Genomic DNA, 19,931 nt, shown 5'->3' with positions numbered 1-19,931 from the left:
CCCTGGGGGAGGCCGCGCGGGTGGGACGGGTTGTGGCGCGGGGACCTGGCGGAGCTCGGTCCGTGCCCTGCGGTGCGCCGACCACGCTGTCGGCCCACCGTTGCCGGGTTCGGCCGGCCCCGGGGAGCGGTGCCGGCCGAGCCCGTCGTCTGTAGCTTCAACTGCGCTCGGCAGCGGATCCAGCACGTTCGGCTAATCGGGGTAGGCGGGGGCCATCCGGGGAACCATTGCGGATGATCTCGTATTAGCCGTTGGATTAGCCGTTCCGTTAGCCGTGGGCCACCTTTAGGTGGTCGGGCCAAACTGCCTACTGGCATAGGCCGTTATGCTCGGCGTGGACATGGAAGGAGCGTCTGACGCCAATGGCTCCGAGTGTGCACCACGGCTGGGAACCGGATCGACTGCGACGGTACCGGGAACGCCACGGGCTGACGCTCGACCAGGTCGCAGACGCGATACGCAATCTGGCCCTCGCGGGTTTCACGCCGCCGAACGCCACGTTTCAGACAGTTGGCCGGCACGAGCGTGGCGAGTCATATCCAGGGCCGCGGTACCAACGGGCCTACTGCGAGCTCTACGCCGCTTCGGAGGTCGCGCTGGGTTTTCGCGCGGCGCTGCCGTCGGAGGCCGCCGCCGCTGGCGGTGGCGGTGGCGGCCGTTCGGCGGCGCGTGGGTCCAGCGGCGTCCGGCGGCCGCCACGCCTGGGTGGTCTGGCCGATCTGGACGGCCTCGCGCAGCTGGCCGGGATGACCCACCTCGCCGATCACGATGACCGGCCGGGCTCGCCGGCTAGCGCTGACGGGCCGCCGGAGCCGCGGGACGCGGGCGACCAGGCCCGAGGCACCCAGCCTTCACCTGGAGAGCCGACCGCGCGTCGGCGAGCCCGCGGCCGGGCCGTGTTCGCGCGGGCGGTCACCAGCAGGTCGGAGCCGGCGGCCGGACGGTCATCGAGGGCGACCGTGGCCGAACGCGCCGCGGCGCGCGCGGCGCTGGCGACCCGGCTGTCCGCCGTGGTCCCGCGGCCGGCGTCGCTCGACGTCTACGAGTACGACGCGCTCACGGCGCTGGGGCCCGCGGCCGAGTTCGGTTCGCCCGTGGACGCGTCGGCGAGCCCCGGCACGGACGCGCCGGCGGGAGCGCAGGAGGCGGCCGCCAGGGCCCTCACCTCCGCCCGGCTGCGCGGCGCCGCCAGCCGGGCGGCCAGAGTGGCCGACGCCCCGCTGGCCGATGCGCTGTCGGTGATCCTCGCGGCACAGCGCGAGGTGGAGGACACCATCGGGTCGGCCCCCCTGCTGGGCCCGGTCACCGCGCAGCTCGCCGCGCTGGTGCCGTTGGTGTTCGAGGCCCGAGGCCCGGCTCGCGAGGCGATGGTGGACATCGCGGCGCAGTGGGCCCAGTTCGCCGGCTGGCTGCACGCCAACACCGGCGCCACCGCGCAGGCCCGGGTCTGGCTCGACCGCGCCGCGGAGTGGGCCGCCGAGTCGGACAACCGGAGCCTGACCGCGAACATCCTGAGCTACAAGGGCCACCTCGCCTGGGAGGCGGGCGCCGTCGGGCCGCTCATCGGCCTGTCCCAGGCCGCGCAGCGGGTCCCCGACGTCTACCCCGGCCAGCTCGCCTACGACGCCGGGCAGGAGGCTCGCGGGCACGCGATGGCCGGCGACGCGCAGGCGACCGACCGCAAGCTCGGCGAGGCCCGTGAGATGTGGTGCAGGGCCGGCGAGCACCCGGACGGCCCGCCGGCGTGGAGCTACTACTTCTCACCGGCGTTCGCCCGGCTGCAGGAGGGGCTCGCCCATCGCTACCTGGCCCGCGTCGACCCGCGGCGGGCGCGCCAGGCCGCCGTGGACCTCAGGGCCGGGCTCACCGGCCTCCCCGACGAGATGCGCCGGGCCGAGTGGGCGGCCGAGTACGTCTACCACCTCGCCGTCGCCCACATCCACACCGCCGAGCCGGAGCAGGCCTGCGCGGACACCCTGGACGCCGCCGCGATCGCCCGGGCCACTGGTTCCCGGCGGGTCATGAAGCAGGTGCGCAGGCTGCACAACCAGGTCGCCGAGCGCTGGCCGACCCTCCCCGCGGTCACCGAGCTCACCGACCGGCTGCAGGATCCCGAGCGTCCAGCGCGCCCGGAGGAGTAGTCGACGCGGGTGCGCCGGCGTTTTCACGCGTGGCCGGTCGCAATACCCGGCGTCAGGCTGATATTTCTATTCTGTTTCGCCGCGGTAAGCCGATGGGACGATGTCCGCACATAGCGCTCACTAGCGACGTGAGGTTGTCGAGATCGTCTTCGAGAGCCGCGGGTGTGTTACCTCGGTGAAGTCGTGACGAAATTGACAGGACACCGCCTCCGATGATGCTGGCCGGTATCGTCTGCGAGGCATGAGCCCGGGTCGGCCGTATTGCCAGTGAGGGAGGCGGAATGTCGGAACCGGATCTCGGTCCGGTACCCCCGCTGTTCGGATTCACCATCGGCCTGACCGCCGCCCGCCGCCGCGACGAGCTCGCCAGCCTGCTGGAACGGCGCGGCGCCAAGGTCGTGCAGGCGCCGGCGCTGCGGATCGTGCCGCTCGAGGACGACGGCCGGCTGCTGGAGGCGACCAGGGCTTGCCTGGCCGCGCCGCTCGACGCGGTCGTCGCCACCACCGGGATCGGTTTCCGCGGCTGGATGGAGGCCGCCCACGGCTGGGGGCTGGGCGACGAGCTGTCCGACGGCCTCGCCGCCGCGCGGCTGTTCACCCGCGGCCCGAAGGTCACCGGAGCGGTGCGTGCCGCCGGGCTGTCGGAGTGTTGGTCGCCGGTCTCCGAATCGGGTGCCGAGCTGCTCGACCACCTGCTCGGCCAGGACCTGCGCGGCAAGCGGATCGCCATACAGCTGCACGGCGAGCCACTGCCCGGCATGATCGACGGGCTGCGGGCCGCCGGTGCGGACGTCGTCGAGGTCCCGGTCTACCGCTGGGAGCCGCCGGAGGACCCACGGCCGGTGCGCAGGCTCGTCGAACAGGTGGTGTCCGGCGGCGTCGACGCGCTCGCGTTCACCAGCGCCCCCGCGGTCGCCAGCCTGCTGGCCACGGCGACCGAGCTCGGGCAGCACGCCGCGCTCGTCGACGCCATGCGCGGGCCGGTGCTGGCCGCCTGCGTCGGTCCGGTGTGCGCCGGGCCGCTGCGCCGCCTGGGCATCCCGGTCGTCCACCCGGAGCGGTACCGGCTCGGCGCGCTGGTCCGCACGGTCTGCGAGGAGCTGCCCGCGCGGCGCGCCCGTGAGGTCGACGCGGGCGGGCACCGACTGCGGGTGCAGGGCTGTGCGGTGGTCGTGGACGGCGGCCGGCCGGTCATGCTCGCGCCGAAGGCGGCGGCGGTGCTGGTCGCCCTCGCCGAGCGGCCGGGCCGGGTGCTCTCCCGCGCCGAGCTGCTCACCCGCACCGGGGCGGGCGCCGGGGCCGACGAGCATGCGATGGAGATGACGGTCGCCCGGCTGCGCACGGCGCTGGGCCCGGCCGGCCGGGCCATCGAGACCGTCCTCAAGCGCGGCTACCGTCTCGCCACCGGCTGACCTGCCGCCCGCCCGCGCGCCTGGCCGCCCGGGCGCCCGGCGGACCGATCGCCGGCGCGCCCCGCGCATGCTCGCGGCGGCGTGTCGCGGCTGTGGCGTGCCCGCGTGAGCCGGAACGCATTCCCGCTCACGGGTACCCGGTTTCTCTTTGACGGCCGGCTCACATCGGCCGCGCGAGCGGCGTGAGCGAAAGGATCAAGAATCGTCACGGCCGGAGGCTGCCGCCGTAACGGCGGCTTCCTACGTTCATGTCGAACCTGGTACCCGACGTCGGGCTGGCGGGGGCGTGGAATTCTCTCGCCTGCCCTCAAGGCCCCAGGCGCAGTGAAGGGAATGGCATGAGTACGACGGCGGAAGGCGTTCGGCCGGTAGGCGGGGTGGCCTCGCCGGCCAAATCGGGCCGGTGGATCGACGACTGGCGGCCGGAGGACCCGGTGTTCTGGGAGAACACCGGGGCGCGCGTCGCCCGTCGGAATCTCGTCTTCTCGATTTTTTCCGAGCACATCGGCTTCTCGATCTGGAGCATGTGGTCGGTCATCGTCCTTTTCCTCGGCCCCAAGTACCACATCGACCCGGCCGGGAAGTTCCTGCTCACCACCGTCCCGACGCTGGCCGGCGCGATGCTTCGGCTGCCGTACACGTTCGCCGTCGCGAAGTTCGGTGGCCGCAACTGGACGATCGTCTCCGCGGTGATGCTGCTGGTGCCGCTCGCGGTGACGGCCGTCATCCTGAAGCCCGGCGTCAGCTACACCACCCTGATCATCGTGGCCACGCTCGCGGGCGTCGGCGGCGGTAACTTCGCTTCCTCCATGACCAACATCAACACGCTCTACCCCGACCGGCTCAAGGGCCGCGCGCTCGGCCTGAACGCCGGCGGCGGCAACCTCGGCGTCGCGGCGGTCCAACTGGTCGGGCTGCTGGTGCTGGCGACGGCGGGCAAGGAGCACCCACGGGTGATCCTGGCGATCTATCTGCCGCTGATCGTGCTGTCGGCGCTGGGCGCGGTCCTGTTCATGGACAACATCTCCTCGGCCCGCAACGACACGCATGCCATGCGCGACGTCGCCCGCGACGGCCACACCTGGGTGATGTCGCTGCTCTACATCGGCACCTTCGGCTCGTTCATCGGATTCGGGTTCGCCTTCGGCCAGGTGCTCCAGGTGCAGTTCAAGGCCGACTTCTCCACGCCCATCAAGGCCGCCTACCTGACGTTCCTCGGCCCGCTGGTCGGCTCGCTGATCCGGCCGGTGGGGGGCATCCTCGCCGACCGCCTCGGCGGCGCGCGGGTGACCTTCGCGAACTTCGTGGCGATGGCGGCGAGCGCCGGACTGGTGCTCGCGGCGTCGTTGGCGAAGTCGCTGCCCCTGTTCCTCGTCGGCTTCCTGCTGCTGTTCGCCTTCGCCGGTATCGGCAACGGCTCCACCTACAAGATGATCCCGGCGATCTTCCGGGCGAAGGCGGTCCTCGCCGGTGACCCGGACGTGGACGCCGCCAACCGGGAGGCGCGCCGCCTGTCCGGCGCGCTCATCGGGCTCGCCGGCGCGATCGGCGCCTTCGGCGGCGTGCTGGTGAACCTGGCCTTCCGCGAGTCGTTCCTGACGTACAAGACCGGCAACGGCGCCTACATCGCCTTCATCGCCTTCTACGCACTCTGCTTCGTCGTCACCTGGGCCGTCTATCTGCGCCCGTCTCCCCGCCGCCTCCCCGGCATCTGACCCGCCCGGCGGGGCTGGTGGCGAGGCATGAGGCGCCTCGCCACCAGCCCCGCCTCAGGTCGGCAGGGACTCGCGGAGGCGGTCGCCGCGGGCGATCTTGGCGTCGAGCTCGTCGCGGAACGAGTCCAGGCGCTTGATCTTGGCCTCCACCTGGTCCCGCAGCTTCAGGTAGGCCTCACGGGCCTCGTCGAGCAGGCGCAGGCGGTCCTCGTCCGCCGAGGCGGCCTGCCAGTCGTGGCGGACCCGGGCCAGCCGGTCCTCATGGCCGAGCACCTCGCGGACCTCGTCGAGGTTGAAACCGAGCAGCTGCTGCAGCTCGCGGATCCGGCGGACCCTGGCCAGGTCGTCCGGCGCGTACAGCCGGTTCCCGCCGGTGGTGCGCCCGGACGGGGTCAGCAGGGCCATCTCCTCGTAGTACCGCAGGGAGCGCACCGAGACGCCCACCTCGCGGGCCGCCGGTCCGATCCCGAGCAGCTCCGTCGCGCCGTCGTCGCCCGAGCCACCCACTAACGCGGCTTCGCTCACGCCGCGCCCCGTCGCCCCACCGTCCGTCATGCTTCCAGTATTCCCAGGAAGTCGGCCGGCCCGCAGCACGCCGGGCGTCCGAGGCCGGATGTCTGCCTCGCCCCGACCGCCCTCACGGGGATATGCCAAGCCATTCAGGGACCGACCCGTATGTCCGTATCCGCCTCCGCCGGGTCCAGGCCGCCCACACCACCGACGCCGATCTCGTCCGCGGCGACGTCGCCGGAAGCGGCCAGGCCCGCGGCGGTCTCGGCGGCGAGCGTCCGGTGCACTCGCGGGTCCTGCCCGCCGCGCATCCAGGAGATCACCGCGGCGAGCAGGCATGCCAGGGCCGCGAAGGCGAACGCCAGGTGCAGGCCGTCGCCGAAGGGACCGGAGATGAGGTGCGGGAAGAACTGCTGGCCGGTCAGGTAGTCGGCCTTGTCCGCCGGCAGCGTCGAGAGGGTGCCGTCGCCGAGCAGCTGCTTGATCGGGTTGTAGCCCAGGAACGCGGCGAACAGGCTGCCGACCGGCGGGATCCCGGCGATCTCGTGCGCCTTGCCGCTGGCGACGCCCTGCCCGACCAGGCCCGAGTAGAGCGTGTCCGGCAGTGACGAGGCGAGGCCCAGGCCGATGACGGTGAAGAAGACGCCGATGGACAGCACCTGCGCCGAGTTCTGGAACGTGTTGAGCATGCCCGCGCCCGCGCCGCGCCGGTTGACGGGCAGCGAGTTCATGACGCTGGTGGTGTTCGGCGCCGCGAACAGCCCCATCGACATGCCGATCAGCGTCAGGGCCAGCGCGAACCAGACGTAGCCGAAGTCGATCGGGATGACATCGAAGATGGCGAAGGCGGCCGCACTGATGATCATGCCGAACGTGGCGAACGGGCGGGCGCCGTAGCGGTCCGTGAGCCGGCCGGCGATCGGGCCGGCGATGAGGAAGCCGACGGTCATCGGGATCATGTAGATGCCGGCCCACAGCGGGGTGCGCTCGAAGCTGTAGCCATGCAGCGGCAGCCAGATCCCCTGCAGCCAGATGATCAGCATGAACTGCAGCCCGCCGCGGGCGAGCGCGCCGAGCATGCCGGCGACCGCGCCCATCGTGAAAGCCCTGTTCTTGAACAGCTCGAGCGCGAACATCGGGTCGGCCACCCGCGTCTCGATGAAGCAGAACGCGATCAGCACGACCACGCCGCCGATCATGGAGGTGAGCACGAACGGGTTCGTCCAGCCCATGGTGTGCCCGCCGTAAGGCTGCAGCCCGTACACGATGCCGACTAGCACCGCGATCAGCCCGACCGCGAAGGTGAGGTTGCCGGCCCAGTCGATGCGTGCCGGCGTCCGCACGCCGTTGTCCTTCAGCTTCAGGTAGGCCCAGACGGTGCCGAAGACGCCGAACGGCACGGACACGACGAAGACCAGATGCCACTCGATCGGCGCGAGCAGACCGCCGATCAGCAGGCCGAGGAACGACCCGGAGATGGCCGCGACGCCGTTCACGCCGATCGCGAAGCCGCGCTGGTCGGCCGGGAACGCGTCGGTGATGATGGCCGTCGAGTTGGCCATCAGCATCGCGCCGCCGATGCCCTGGATGACCCGGACGATGATGATCCACAGTGCGGCCGCGTCACCGTGCATCCAGGTGACGGCCAGCAGGATCGAGGCGGCGGTGAACACCGCGAAGCCGAGGTTGTAGACCCGGACCCGGCCGTACATGTCGCCGACCCGGCCGAGGCTCACCACCAGCACCGACGTGACGAGCATGAAGCCCATCAGGATCCAGAGGAAGTACGACGTGTTCCCCGGAGCCAACGGGTCGATCTTGATGCCCCGGAAGATGTCCGGCAGTGCGATCAGCAGGATCGACGCGTTGATCGTCGCCATCAGAATGCCGATGGTCGTGTTGATCAGGGCGACCCACTTGTAGCCGCTGTCCCGTGCCGCCGTCGCCCCCGTTGTCCCCGTCGAGCCGGGGACAACCGCTGTGCCTGGGGCGGCTACCGCGTCTGGGGCGGTCCTGGTGCCTGGGACGCCCGGCCCCGGCGGTGCCGAGGTGTTGTGCGGGCTCTGTGACCGGCTTGTGCTCTTCGCTCTGCTCTCCGACGTCGCCACGTCCTCCGACGCTACTACCTCCATCTCACGTGAACGTGAGATTCGCGTCGCCTTTCCATCCGCGGCGGGTACCCCAGAGTGGTCGCCGCGCACTCACAGTGGTCATGCGCTGGCGGCGGTTGTCATGTGCGGCCACCGCCGGTCTGTCGGCCACCGCCGGTCTGTCGGCCGCCGCCGGTCTGTCGGCCACCGCCGCCCGGCGGCCGGGGTCCAGGCCTCCGACCACCCGCCAAGCGCCAGTTCGCCTACACCGTCGGCGATCATTGGCACTCAACCGGAGGGACCTCATCCATGATCGCCACCTGAGTATGCGGACTGGTTCTCCACGGCCCGATTTGTCGTATTTGTGCGTACCTTGTTCGCGATCAGCCTGGCTCATCACCGCTCAGGCGCGCCAAAGATCGCCGGATGGGCATGCGCGCTGGTGTGCGGGAGGTTGACGCTCGCCCAGCGAAGATCCACAAGGCATCCAGCGGGCTGGGTGATCGCCGGAGACGGCCGCCAACCAGGTGGTAGGCCGCTCATTCGAGTTCATGATGGGCCCCGTTTCTGCCGCTGGCGCCCCGACCCGGGCTGACCCCGCCAGGCTTGGCCGCGGCCCGGCCCGGCGTGGCCCGGTACCAGGCCTGGCGCCGATTGTCGTGCTGTCAGGCGGACATCACCTCAGGCGGGACAGCGAGCAGGGTGGCGACCCTCGCCACGATCCATCCTGGTCGGTGTTCGACGTCGGCCCAGGTGAATCGCTGTACCCGCCATCCGCGTTCGACGAGTCGGTTCTGCCGGTCACGGTCACGGTGAATCGGGAGGGGAGCCGAGTGGTAACCAACGCCATCCGCCTCGACGAAGACCCGACGTGATGGCCAGGCCAGGTCCAGGCGGGCGATGATCGAGCCGCCCTCGTCATGCACATGGTGTTGCAACTCTTCGGCTGCCAGACCCGCGTCGGCGAGGATCAGCCGCACGTGTGTCTCCAGCGGCGACTCCGAGCGACCATCGACTTCGGCCAGCCACGGGCGACGGGCGACCGCACCTCGTCGTCCGAACAGCTGCGCGCGGACCGCGTCCATACCGGGAATCCAGCCCGCACGCAGCCCGGCGTCGAGAACCGATATCGCCCTCATTCGATCAAAGGTGAGCGTGAGATCCGCGAGTGTTCGGGCAGGCGAGGTGATGGGGATACCGGCCAGGTTGTGCACGTCACGTGCCTCGATCTCGCCCACATGGAATGCGACCCCAAACGCGGGGGCATGCGAGTTACACCGACTGACCAGCAGGTGTACGGGCTCGGCTGGACCGGGTAGTGGCAAGGCGTCGAGTCCGGCGACCCGTGCCGCCGTGATGCCACAGACCACCGCGTCTGGCCGCCGAACAACGGCCGCGCGCGCGTTACCCCGAATCGGGTCGGCGCCTGGGACTAGGTAGGTGGCCCGGCCCGGTCGGGACCATTTGCCGGTGCGCACCAGCCACCTGATCCGGCCCGCCGTCAAGCCGGCCTCCAGCGCCTGCTCACGCGTGATCATGCCGTCCTGTCGTCGCGCGATTCGGAGGGCATCGGCGAGGCTCATGTCCGCGAGCCTCTTGCGATCAAGATCGGTCACGTCCGCAGGTTTCTCCGGTGCGGGTGAACAGGCAAGCGGCCGGCGGATCCTTGTGGACGACGGTCCGTTTTCCCCAACTGACGTCACGCCTCGAATGGTCGTTCGACGCGCGAGGGCCGACGCGCGGAAAATCGTACGGGTCGCAGGGAATCGCGCGGGGGCGCAGGGGCTAGGGCCGGTTGCGGGGAATGGGGCGTCGGTCGCCTCGAAGGTCGCTTCTTGGGGTCGCGCCGCTGTCTCGCCGAGCTGACGTGATCATCTGTGTCGCGCGCCTCGGCCAGACCGACCAGTAGGAGCTGGTATTCCGTCGCAGGGCCGGCCCTATGTTGGTCGCCGTCGGCGGGTGAACGCGCGCAACGGCTGGCCTAGCCGGAGCCGCCGATGCGCCACTCCGCGGGCGCCGCTGCGCATACCCCAAGGGCGATCATGACCGGACTAGGCTGCATCCGGCAATCTTGATCGTTCGTGGTGCATACATAAATGGGGTAAATAGACTCGGTGAACGCCCGCGGACATACCGGATGAGCGATCATCGGCTGGGCTCCGCGAAACGACCTAGTTGATCGCCGCCTGGGCATGCGGACTGGCGGAGTTCGGCCTGAGGAGGCCGGCTGGCGCAGGTCGTGCTTCCGGTGCCCGGCCTCGCGGACGCCGAGCAGCCCGCCCCGGTCGTCGTCCTCACCTTCGACCCGGACGTGCTCGGGCCGCACTGGATCGCCGAGTACGCCCCGGAGCCGCTCGCCTTCGAGAACCGGCGCATGCTCACGATCGACCGGGTCAGGCGGCGCTCGGCGGGACCGTAACCGTCGCTTCTGTGTCAATCCCGCCGACTGCGTTGATGGCTTCGTGGAGGCCTTCTACGGCCGCCCCGAATGCCTGCTCGACCCGACGGTCCGTGAAGCCCAGTCCGCCTGGGGTCACATTGCGTCCGACGCAGCCGCCCGCGCCGCCGACCGCCTGCGCGCCGGCGTCGTCTCCGGTGCCTGGGACCGCCGCCACGCGGCGCCGCGCCACCAGCCCGCCCTCGTCGGCTCGCCGCGTCTCGTCACCGCGTGCCGGTGAGGCGGCCGCGACGGAGCCCCGAGATCCCGAGATCGAGATGGAGCCCCGTGGCGAAACCCGACCCAGAGCCCCGCGACGGTGACACCGGGACCCCTGGGTGGAACCTCAGTCCGACGCCGGCCGGGACTCGGTGCCGAGCCAGGCGAGGACGGCGGTGCGGGTGAGCCGCCAGGCCTCGCCGATGCGGCGGGCGGGAAGATCGCCGGACTCGACCAGGGCGCGGACGTCGTCGACCGAGACCCGCAGCAGCTCGGCGGCCTCCTCGAGCGTCAGGACCTCGCTGACCGGGGCGGCGGGTGCCGGATCGGAGGTGTTCCCCCGGTCCGCCCGTGCCCGCGTCTCGCCGGCGCCGGTCCCCGGGCTCCAGACGTCGGCGGCGCGCTTCTTCCAGAAGTCGCCAGGCCTGGGCGCGCGGGGCGCGCCGGTGGACTCCTCGCGGGCCCGGTCGTCGGCGCCCTCGTCCTCGCCGACCGGGCGCTCGTTCGTCCCCTTCCCGCTCGTGCCCTTCCCGCCCGGTCCCCGTCCGTGCGGACGGAAGACGAGCTCATCCCCCTCGATGTCGAGGTGGTCGGATACGAGGGTGGCCAGCAGGTCGCGCTTGCTGACGCCGAAGCGCTCGGCCGCCTTGTCCAGCTTCTGCGCGAGCTTGTCCGGCATGCGGACGTAGACGGCTCTGGTCGGCTCGGATGGAGTCACCATGACCTCCGTTGGTGGCCGGCCGCGCCAGGCAGGCCGGCCGAAGTCTGCGTTGATTGCTAGCTATCGTATAGCTATCTGCGGTAAAAACGGTGGAACCGAACGAGAACGAGCGCTCCCGGAGGAAGTCATGGAGACGACAGACGCCGTGCCGGCGGGGCGGTCGGGGCGGTCGCGCAACCCGCTGGGCCGGGTGCTGCGGCGGGCCGAGGTGACCGGTACGGAGCAGCTGGCGGCGCGCACCCGGCTGGTCCGGCTCGCCGGCGAGGCGCTCGCCGGGGTCGCCTGGACGCCGGGCCAGCACGTCAGCATGGTGCTCGCGGACCCGTCCGCGCCAGGCACCTGGCTGCGCAACCCGCGCGACCTCAAGCGCACCTACTCCGTGTGGGACTACCACCCGGACGGCCGGCTCGACCTGGCCCTCTACGACCACGGCGGCGACGCCCCGGGCGCCCGCTGGGCTCGCGCGGCCGCGGCGGGCCGGGCCGTGCTGGTCAAGGGACCGGAGGGTCACCTGGTCGCCCAGCCGGACGCGCCGTACCACGTGTTCGCGGGCGACGACACCGCCGCGGTCGCGTTCGGAGCCATGCTGCGGGCCCTGCCCGCCGACGCGCCGGTCTTCGGCGCGATCGAGCATGACCGTCCGGGCGACGCGCTCCCGCTCGCGCGCCGCGACGAGCTCACCCTCGTCTACCGCGAGGGCGAGCCGGCCGCCGACTCGCCGCGCCTGCCGGCCGCCCTCGCCGCGCTCGCGCTGCCCGCCGAACCCGGCGTCGCCTACGTGGCCGGCGAGGCGCGCACCATCCAGGCCGTCCGGCGCCACCTCGTGGAGGACCGTGGCTGGCCGCGACGCGCCGTCATCACCCATCCGTTCTGGACCCCGGGGCGCCGCGGTATGGACTGAGGCGCGGGGACCGGCCCGGGCGTGCCCGGGCCGGGATCCGTCAGAGCAGCAGGATGACGGCCAGGCTGGTCAGGCCGAGTGCGATGGTGAGGGCCGCGGTGGCGGCGATGACGCCACGGTCGGCGGGGGAGCGGCCCAGCTGGATGGCCGCGACGGTCGCGCGGTAGCGCCGCTGGGCGCGGCTCGTCAGCAGCGCGGCCGCGAGCAGGGTGAGCAGACCAGGGACCGCGAGCACGAGGTGACCGTCGAACGCGTTGTGCAGGAACAGCGCGCCGAGGGCGGCGAAGCCGAGGCCGGTGCGCTGCCAGGCGAGGTGGGTGCGCTCGCTCTGCAGACCCGGGTCGAGCTGCTCGGTGGGGTGCACCCGTGGACCGCCCGGGCCGCGCGTCACTGGTGGCCGCGGGCGACGTCGACGAGAACGAAGGCGAGCGCGAAGACCATGACGACGGCGATCCCGAGGCTGGTGAGCTGGGGAAGCCGTGACGGGGGCAGCGGCGCGCCGAGCCGGATCGCGCGCTCCCGGCGTTCCCAGCGGGCGTAGCTGGTCGCCGCGATCGCGATCGCGATCACGATCAGCGCGATCCCGAGCAGATGGCGCGCCCAGCCGATCGAGAAGGTCGGCACGAGCTGCACCACCGCGACGCCGCCGGCCAGCAGCGCCAGCGCCGTGCGGATCCAGGCCAGAAACGTGCGCTCGTTCGCCAGGCTGAACCGATAGTCCGGCTCCTTGCCCATGGTGTGTATCGGCCGCCGCGAGCGGTCGCGCCCCTGGTGCCACAGCCGGCGCAGCCACTCCATGCCGCCAACCTAACCGCCGTCGGCCGGGCTAGGAATGGCGGACATTGTTAGTCGACCAGGTGTGGAAATTGATGCTTCGTACCCTGATTGTTCGTTTCACCGGACACGGCTGGGTGGGTACGTCGGCCGCTCGGAGGGCGCACGCAGGGTGGTGCTCGGTCAGCAGGTCCGCACGAACGGAATGTCCGGCACCTCGTCGCGCCATTCCGCCGGGGACATCCCCCCGGCAGCCACGCCGCAGGCCACCGGGCGCAGACGACCGCTCAGCGCCGATGTTCCGCGAACGTCGTACAGCCGCAGCCGTCCACCGCTCCCGATACCGCCCGTGGTGGCGAGCGTGCGTCCGTCCCGGCTGAACGCGAGACCGAGGAGGTTCTGCTCGTCGACGACGCTGGCGGTGCGGGTCGGCTCGCGCGGGGTGGTGACGTCGTACAGCCGTAGCCGGCCGCCAGCAGCGGTGCTGTGGGCGCTCGTGGTGGCGAGGGTGCGCCCGTCGGGGCTGAACGCGACCAGGGAGAGGTTCTGGTCGTCGTCGACGCTGGCCATGGAGATGGGATGGTGCGGGTCGCCGACGTCGTAGAGCCGTAGCCGCCCGCCCTCCACGTTCGTGACGGCACTCGTGACGGCCAGGGTGCGTCCCCCGGGGCTGAAGGCGACCGCGATGAGATCCTGGTCGTCGTCGATGGCGGCGGTAGGCCGCGGGTCGCCCGGGTCGCCGACGTCGAACAGCCGCAGCCGGCCGCCGCCGGCGCCGCCATGGGCGCTCGCGGTCGCGAGGGTGTGCCCGTCGGGGCTGAACGCGACCAGCGAGGAGCTCAGGTCGTCGCCGATGCTGGCGACCCGCCGTGGGTGGCGTAGGTCGCTGATGTCGTACAGCCGCAGCCGCCCGCCGTCGGTGTCGGGGAGCGCGCTGGTGGTCGCGAGGGTGTGCCCGTCGGGGCTGATGGCGACGCCGACGACGTTCTGGTCGTCATCCACGGCGGCGATGCGGACAGGGTCGCGCGGGTCGCTGACGTCGTACAGCCGTAGCCGCCCGCGAGCCGTATCACCGCCGGAACTCGTGGCGAGCGTGTGCCCGTCGGGGCTGAACGCGACCGCGCCGAGACCCTGGTCGTCGTCGACGGCCGCCGTGAGGGCCGGGGCGTGTGGGTCGTTGATGTCGTACAGCCGCAGCCGGCCTCCGCGTCCGTTGATCCGCGCGCTGGCCACGGCGAGGGTGTGCCCGTCGGGGCTGACCGCGGCCAGGGCAAGGAACTGGTCATCGTCGATGGCGGCGGTGCCGACCGGGTTGCGCGGAGCGGCGAGGTCATACAGCCGCAGCCGGCCCCCGTTCGTGTCGTTTGGCACGCTGCCGGTGGCGACTGTCCGGCCGTCGGGGCTGAACGCGACCGAGGCGATGTCTTGGTTGTCTTTGACGGTCGTGGTGGGCAGCGGGTTGCTCGGGTCGCGGACGTCGTACACCCGCAGCCGTGTCCCGTCCGCGTCGCCGCGCGGGGTCGTGATGGTCAGGACGTGCCCGTCAGGGCCGAACGCGAGACTGTATATGTCGTCGTCGGCGTCGTCGGCGTCGTCGGCGATGGTGCCGACCTGGGCCGGCCCGCGCGCGGCACCGACGTCGTACAGCCGGACCTGGCCGCCGCTCCCGTCGCCGAGGTCGCTGGCGATGGCGAGGCTGCGCCCGTCGGGGCTGAACACTGCCTTGGCCAGGTTCCGACCGTCGTCGAGCGTCGCGGTGCGGGCCGGGTCGTGCGGGTCGCTGACGTCGTAGATCCGGATACGGTGACCGGTCTCGGCGGAGGGCCGGCTGACGGTGGCCAGGGTGCGTCCGCCCCGGCCAAACGCGATCTTGAAGAGACTCTGATCCTCGTCGACGCTGGCGACGCGGTCCGGGGCGCGCGGGTCGCTGACGTCGTACAGCCGCAACCGTCCGCCGCCCTCGGTGATGCCGGAGCTCGCGGTCGCCAGGGTGCGCCCGTCGGGGCTGAACACCACATCGACGAGGTTCTGGTCGTCGTCGATGCTGGCGGTCCGCGCCGGGCCGCCTGCGCCGCCGAGGTCGTACAGCCGCAGGTGCCCGCGGCCGGTCTCGATGGAGGAGCAGGCGACCGCGAGGGTCCGCCCGTCGGGACTGAACGCGAAGTCAGCCAGAATCAGGTCGTCGTCGAAACTGGCGGTGCGGACCGGGTGACGCGGGTCACTGACGTCGTACAGGCGCAGCCGCGCCCCGTCCACGTCGTCCTGGCCGCTGATGGTGAGCAGGGTGCGCCCGCCGGGGCTGAACTGGACAGTCGACAGGGCCTGGTCGTCGTCGACGTGGGCGACGTCGGTCGGGTGCGCCGGGTCGCTCGCGTCGAACAGCCGCAGGCGGCCGCGGTCCTCGAGGTAGCTGGCGGTGGCGACGGTGCGCCCCTCGGGGCTGAACGCGACCTGGGTGATGTTCTGCTCGTCGTCCGCGGCGCCGGTCCAGGGCGCGGCGGCGAGTGTCGCCGCCAGGCTGGACCGGGCCTCGAAGCTGGAGACCAGCCGCTCCGCGGCGAGGTTCAGGGGGAGCGCGGCCGCCGGGTCGCGGTCGCGCAGCCGCTCGGCCTGGGTGACGAGTGCCCGGGCCGTCGCGAGGTTTCGCTGCGCGATCGCCTCCTGGCGCTGCCGGCCGACGTTGATCCACTGCGCCGTCGCGGTGGTGCCGCCGGCGGTGACGAGGAGCAGCAGCACGGTCAGCACCGCGATGGTGCGTCGCCGGCGGCGCTGGCCGTGCCGGCGACCGGTCGTCAGGAAGTCGCGCGCCGTGGACGTCAGGTCGCCCAGGTCGACGGCGGCCAGTGTGCCGGCGGCCAGGCCCAGGTTCCAGAGCCGCTCGACGGGGCGCCCGCGCCGATCCCAGTCGTCGGCCGCGGCCTCGGCCTGGGCGCGCTGGCGCAGCCGGTCGGACGCCTGACTGATCGCGGTGGCCAGCGGGGTCCACGCGGTCAGGAGCCGTTCGTGGGTGACCTCGACGGTGGCCGGCCCGCCGGGCTGACTGTCCACGGCGAGCAGACGGCGGGCGACGAACGGGGTGAGCGTGCCCCGCACCGGGTCGGGGAGCTGGTCGAGCGGAACCCGCCGCCGGGTGGGCCGGCCCTCGGCATCCACGGTGATCAGCCGGAGCAGGCCGGCGAGGACCTCCTCCTCGGTGCGGCCGGCGGCGGCCGTGGCCTCGGCGAGCGCGGTGTCCGCGTGCTCGACGAGGGCACCGCGGACCCCACCCGTCCGGTCATAGAGCGCGGCGGACAGCACCGTGGAACCCGTCTCCCGGGCTTCCGCGTGGAGTCGTTGCAGCGTGTAGGCGAGCAGCGGCAGCGCCTGCCCGTCGCCGGTGTCGGCGACCATGCGGGCGACCAGCTCCTCGTCGACCGCCAGCCCGGCCAGCCGCGCGGGCCCGCTGATCACGAGGGGCAGCAGGTCCCGGGACAGCGGATGCAGGGCCTCGGCGCGTACCCGCAGCCCGGCCGGTGTCGCCGCCTCGATGAGCCGGTCCAGATACTCGGACCGCAGTGTCATGACCACCCGCGCCGGTCCGGCGGTCGCGGCCGCCAGCACCTCGAGAAGGCGCTCCCGGCCCGCCTCGCCGCCGGCGGTGAGAAGCTCCTCCGCTTGGTCCACGACGAGCAGCAGCCGCCGCGCCGGCGGGTCCGCCGCCGCGAGCAGCTCCTCGACGACCTCCATGGTCATGCCCGGCTCGGTGAGCCGGTCGACGAGCCCGCCGCGGTCCCAGCCCAGGCCCCGCGCGCGGCCCGCCTCGGCGAGCACTCCCGCCAACGCGGCCAGCGGCCGGACGCCCGGCACCATCGGCCGCGTCACCAACCAGTCGGGATCATCGGCCAGTCTGGGCGCGAGCCCGGCCGCGACCAGCGACGACTTGCCGCACCCCGACGGGCCGACGACCGCCAGTAACCCGGCGCCGTCCGCCACCGGGCCCGCCAGCCTGCCCGCCAGCAGCCGGGCGTCGTCGTCGCGACCCTTGAAGACCGCCGCCCGGCTCGCGTCGAAGGCGGACAGCCCCGGGAACGGCGACCGGCCCGGCTGCCAGGCCGCGTCCCACGGCGCGGCCGGCCCGGGGAACCGTGGGGGAGTCGGGCTGGCATTCGTACCGCCCGGAAACACCGGGGGACGCCGCGGCTTGGCGCGCACGCCCAGCACCGCCGCGCGCAGCCGCTCCCCGGCCTCCCGCTGGTCCAGGCCGAACAGGTCGATCCCGACCACCTGGCCCAGCAGCCCAGGCCGCGGACAGTCCTCAACCCGGACCACCAGCAGCCTGCGGCCCTCGCCAGACGGGTCGGCGGCCCACGCCGCCTGCCACTCCGCCTCGCCATAGGCCGAGGTCAGGTACGCGGCCGACACCACCGCCACCGTGCGGGCCGCCGTCGAGGCGGCGCGGTGCATCTCGTGGACGAAATGCGAGCCGACGCCGAAGTCCCATGCCTGGATGAGCACGCGGTCGCCGGCGGCCTCCAGCTGCCAGGAGATCCACTCCGCCCAGCCCCGGTCGGCCGCCGTGTAGGACACGAAGAAGTCCGCGCCGTCGTCGACGCGCCCGTCGGCCCCCGCCAGTGGGTCCGCCCCCGTCACCACCCCATCAGGCTCCCACAGACGGGTGTACTACCGAAGGTAACGCGAAAGGCCCTAGAGCCAGGACGGGTCGGTGTCGAGTGTGGTGCGGTCGAGGCTCGCGAGCAGGTCGAGCTGGGGGCCGGTCCTCGGCAGCTCGTAGCGGAAGAAGTACCGGGCGGCCTGGCGCTTGCCGTCGTAGAACGCGCCGTCCAGGCCGTCGGCGGCGAGCGCCTGGGCGAGCCACAACCAGGCGACGACGACGTGCCCGACGGCCTCCAGGTAGACCGTGGCGTTCGAGAGCGTGACATCCGGGTCGCCGGCGCCGTGCAGCACGCCGGTGACCTCGACGACGCGGTCGAGGGCGGAGGACAGCTGGGCGCCCAGGTCCGCGAGCTCGCCGCCGGCGGCCGTCGCGGCGGTGACGGTGGCGCGCGCCGTCCCGACGAGCGCGGCGAGGCCCGCGCCGCCGCCGATGGCGACCTTCCTGCCGAGCAGGTCGAGGCCCTGGATGCCGTGCGTGCCCTCGTGGATCGGGTTCAGCCGGTTGTCCCGGAAGTGCAGCTCCACGTCGTACTCGCGGGTGTAGCCGTAGCCGCCGTGGACCTGGATGGCGAGGCTGTTCGCCTCGAGGCACCACTGCGACGGCCAGCTCTTCACGATCGGGGTGAGTGTGTCGAGCAGCAGGTGCGCCTGGTCGCGCTCGGCCTGGGTGGGCGCGGTGCGCTCGTCGTCCAGCAGCTTGCCGGCGTAGAGGACGAGCGCGAGCGCGCCCTCGACGTAGGACTTCTGCGCGAGCAGCATCCGCCGGACATCGGCGTGTTCGATGATCGGGACCTGGGGTGAGCGCGGGTCCTTCCCGGCCGGCGGGCGGCCCTGCGGGCGCTCCTTCGCGTATTTCAGCGCCTTCAGGTAGCCGGCATAGCCCAGAGCCATCGCGCCCGCGCCGACGTGCACGCGGGCGGAGTTCATCATCGTGAACATGTATGAAAGCCCCTTGTGGGGCTCGCCGACGAGGTAGCCGACGGCACCGGGCTCGCCGCCCGGCCGGTGGCGGCCCTCGCCGAAGTTCAGCAGCGTGTTCGTGGTGCCGCGGTAGCCCAGCTTGTGGTTGAGGCCGGCGAGCGTGACGTCATTGCGCTCGCCGAGCGAACCGTCATCCTCGACGAGGAACTTCGGGACGATGAGGAGGCTGATGCCCTTCACGCCCGCCGGGCCGCCGGGAATCTTCGCCAGAACCAGGTGAACGATGTTCTCGGACAGCTCGTGATCGCCGCCGGAGATCCACATCTTGTTGCCGAACAGGCGGTAGGTGCCGTCGGGGCGCGGCTCGGCCCGGGTGGTGATGTCCGACAGCGAGGAGCCGGCCTGCGGCTCGGACAGGCACATCGTGCCGTAGAAACGCCCCTCGAGCTGCGGGCGGACGTAGCGGTCGACCTGCTCGGGCGTGCCATGGGTGACCAGCAGGTTCGAGTTGCCGACAGCCAGGAACGGATAGGCGAACGTCGAGATGTTCGCTGCCTGGAACCAGGCGAAGCAGGCGCTCGCGACCACGTCGGGCAACTGCGCGCCGCCCAGCTCCGCGTCGAAGGTGGCGGCCGCCAGGCCGGTCTTCGCGAACACGTCCAGCGCCACGCCGACCTGCGGGATCATCGAGACCCGCTCCCCGTCGAACGTCGGCTCGTGCGTGTCGGCCGCGCGCAGGTGCGGATAGAAGTGCTCGGTCGCGACCTGCTCGGCGAGGTCGAGAACCGCGTCAAATGTCTCCCGCCCATGCTCGGCGAACCGTTCCCGGCTGGTAAGAGCCGTCACGTCCAGCCACTCATACAGCAGGAAGTCCAGATTTCGCCGCGACAACAGCACAGACTCGGCCATGGCGGTAACCGTAACCAGTTTGTCCTTGGTTCGCTCCGTCCGGGCAGCGCGCTACGGCCCCTTACTCGCTTCGCTCCCAAGGGACCTCCGTGCGCTGTCCTCCTCCGCGAACGTGCGCTCCGGCGACCTCCGCTGCGGCCCAACCCACGTCGCTTCGCTCGTGGGCCGGGCCTCCGCGGAGGCGCGCCTCCGCGCCAGCTCGCTTGCCTTCCGCGGTGACGTCACCAACCCGAGACCTCGGCGCTCGCGGGGATGCTTCTAGACCGGGTCGTTGTGGTTTGCTGACGTTCAGCGGCGGGTGACCGTGCGGGCGCGGAGGCGCGCCTCGCGGAGGCCCGGCCCCGGAGCGAAGCGAACGGGGTTGGGCCGCAGCGAGGTCGCCGGAGCGCCCGTGAGCGGAGGAGGCGGACCTCCCAGATCGACTTCGTCGATCCGGCAGGAACCCCGCGGCGCGGAGGTCCCTTGGGAGCGAAGCGAGCAAGGGGCCGGAGCGCCGTGCCCGCACGGAGCGAACCAGAGACAGGTGTC

Annotated in this window: 14 protein-coding genes; 6 read left to right on the top strand and 8 right to left on the bottom strand. The window is 72.2% G+C overall.

Annotated elements, in window-relative coordinates:
* The first annotated feature begins 362 nt into the window (after positions 1–362).
* From FRCN3DRAFT_RS50390 to FRCN3DRAFT_RS0239660, 3 genes are all read left to right on the top strand, one after another.
* A complete protein-coding gene (locus tag FRCN3DRAFT_RS50390) occupies positions 363–2,141 on the top strand; it encodes a helix-turn-helix transcriptional regulator (protein WP_007516400.1) in 1,779 nt (592 codons plus the stop codon).
* 281 nt (positions 2,142–2,422) lie between these two features.
* Entirely contained in the window at positions 2,423–3,553 is a 1,131-nt protein-coding gene (locus tag FRCN3DRAFT_RS0239665) for a uroporphyrinogen-III synthase (protein ID WP_007516399.1), read from the top strand.
* Positions 3,554–3,891: 338 nt separating this feature from the next.
* Positions 3,892–5,268 carry an MFS transporter gene (locus FRCN3DRAFT_RS0239660; RefSeq protein WP_007516398.1) on the top strand — a complete coding sequence of 459 codons (1,377 nt, stop codon included), beginning with the start codon at positions 3,892–3,894 and terminating at the stop codon, positions 5,266–5,268.
* Positions 5,269–5,322: 54 nt separating this feature from the next.
* On the opposite strand, the gene FRCN3DRAFT_RS0239655 is transcribed toward FRCN3DRAFT_RS0239660, so the two are convergent.
* The 3 genes from FRCN3DRAFT_RS0239655 to FRCN3DRAFT_RS0239640 all read right to left on the bottom strand — a co-directional run bounded on the left by FRCN3DRAFT_RS0239655 (position 5,323) and on the right by FRCN3DRAFT_RS0239640 (position 9,571).
* Complete coding sequence (locus FRCN3DRAFT_RS0239655; protein WP_007516397.1) at positions 5,323–5,823, bottom strand: MerR family transcriptional regulator; 501 nt, start codon at positions 5,821–5,823, stop codon at positions 5,323–5,325.
* Between the two features lie 104 nt (positions 5,824–5,927).
* The gene (locus tag FRCN3DRAFT_RS0239650) at positions 5,928–7,910 is read right to left on the bottom strand and encodes an MFS transporter (RefSeq protein ID WP_007516396.1); all 1,983 of its coding nucleotides are present in this window, start codon (positions 7,908–7,910) and stop codon (positions 5,928–5,930) included.
* Between the two features lie 623 nt (positions 7,911–8,533).
* Positions 8,534–9,571, bottom strand: a complete 1,038-nt coding sequence (locus tag FRCN3DRAFT_RS0239640) for a type IV toxin-antitoxin system AbiEi family antitoxin domain-containing protein (RefSeq protein WP_232794399.1) — start codon at positions 9,569–9,571, stop codon at positions 8,534–8,536.
* Between the two features lie 536 nt (positions 9,572–10,107).
* Between FRCN3DRAFT_RS0239640 and FRCN3DRAFT_RS50385 the strand changes: the two genes are divergently transcribed.
* The gene (locus tag FRCN3DRAFT_RS50385) at positions 10,108–10,287 is read left to right on the top strand and encodes a hypothetical protein (protein WP_027141356.1); all 180 of its coding nucleotides are present in this window, start codon (positions 10,108–10,110) and stop codon (positions 10,285–10,287) included.
* Positions 10,288–10,330: 43 nt separating this feature from the next.
* The gene (locus FRCN3DRAFT_RS50380) at positions 10,331–10,546 is read left to right on the top strand and encodes a hypothetical protein (protein ID WP_027141355.1); all 216 of its coding nucleotides are present in this window, start codon (positions 10,331–10,333) and stop codon (positions 10,544–10,546) included.
* Between the two features lie 105 nt (positions 10,547–10,651).
* On the opposite strand, the gene FRCN3DRAFT_RS0239625 is transcribed toward FRCN3DRAFT_RS50380, so the two are convergent.
* Positions 10,652–11,245: a helix-turn-helix domain-containing protein gene (locus tag FRCN3DRAFT_RS0239625; protein WP_035931205.1), complete on the bottom strand. Its 594-nt coding sequence runs from the start codon at positions 11,243–11,245 to the stop codon at positions 10,652–10,654.
* 127 nt (positions 11,246–11,372) lie between these two features.
* Here FRCN3DRAFT_RS0239625 and FRCN3DRAFT_RS0239620 point away from each other — a divergent pair, with 127 nt between their 5' ends.
* Positions 11,373–12,146: a siderophore-interacting protein gene (locus FRCN3DRAFT_RS0239620; protein WP_007516391.1), complete on the top strand. Its 774-nt coding sequence runs from the start codon at positions 11,373–11,375 to the stop codon at positions 12,144–12,146.
* 40 nt (positions 12,147–12,186) lie between these two features.
* Here the strand turns inward: FRCN3DRAFT_RS0239620 and FRCN3DRAFT_RS0239615 are convergent, their stop codons facing one another.
* The 4 genes from FRCN3DRAFT_RS0239615 to FRCN3DRAFT_RS0239600 all read right to left on the bottom strand — a co-directional run bounded on the left by FRCN3DRAFT_RS0239615 (position 12,187) and on the right by FRCN3DRAFT_RS0239600 (position 19,403).
* Complete coding sequence (locus FRCN3DRAFT_RS0239615) at positions 12,187–12,510, bottom strand: DUF202 domain-containing protein (protein WP_007516390.1); 324 nt, start codon at positions 12,508–12,510, stop codon at positions 12,187–12,189.
* Between the two features lie 23 nt (positions 12,511–12,533).
* Positions 12,534–12,944 carry a YidH family protein gene (locus FRCN3DRAFT_RS0239610; protein ID WP_007516389.1) on the bottom strand — a complete coding sequence of 137 codons (411 nt, stop codon included), beginning with the start codon at positions 12,942–12,944 and terminating at the stop codon, positions 12,534–12,536.
* A 159-nt stretch (positions 12,945–13,103) separates the two neighbouring features.
* On the bottom strand, positions 13,104–17,549 hold the full coding sequence (locus FRCN3DRAFT_RS48560; protein ID WP_051467485.1) for an nSTAND1 domain-containing NTPase: 4,446 nt from the start codon (positions 17,547–17,549) through the stop codon (positions 13,104–13,106).
* 54 nt (positions 17,550–17,603) lie between these two features.
* Positions 17,604–19,403, bottom strand: a complete 1,800-nt coding sequence (locus FRCN3DRAFT_RS0239600; protein WP_007516387.1) for an acyl-CoA dehydrogenase — start codon at positions 19,401–19,403, stop codon at positions 17,604–17,606.
* Between the last annotated feature and the right edge of the window lie 528 nt (positions 19,404–19,931).

The sequence above is a fragment of the Pseudofrankia saprophytica genome (genome assembly GCF_000235425.2).
GTDB lineage: Bacteria > Actinomycetota > Actinomycetes > Frankiales > Frankiaceae > Pseudofrankia > Pseudofrankia saprophytica.
Note: the sequence above shows the minus strand (reverse complement) of the source record. Positions and strands in the feature narration are given on the sequence as shown.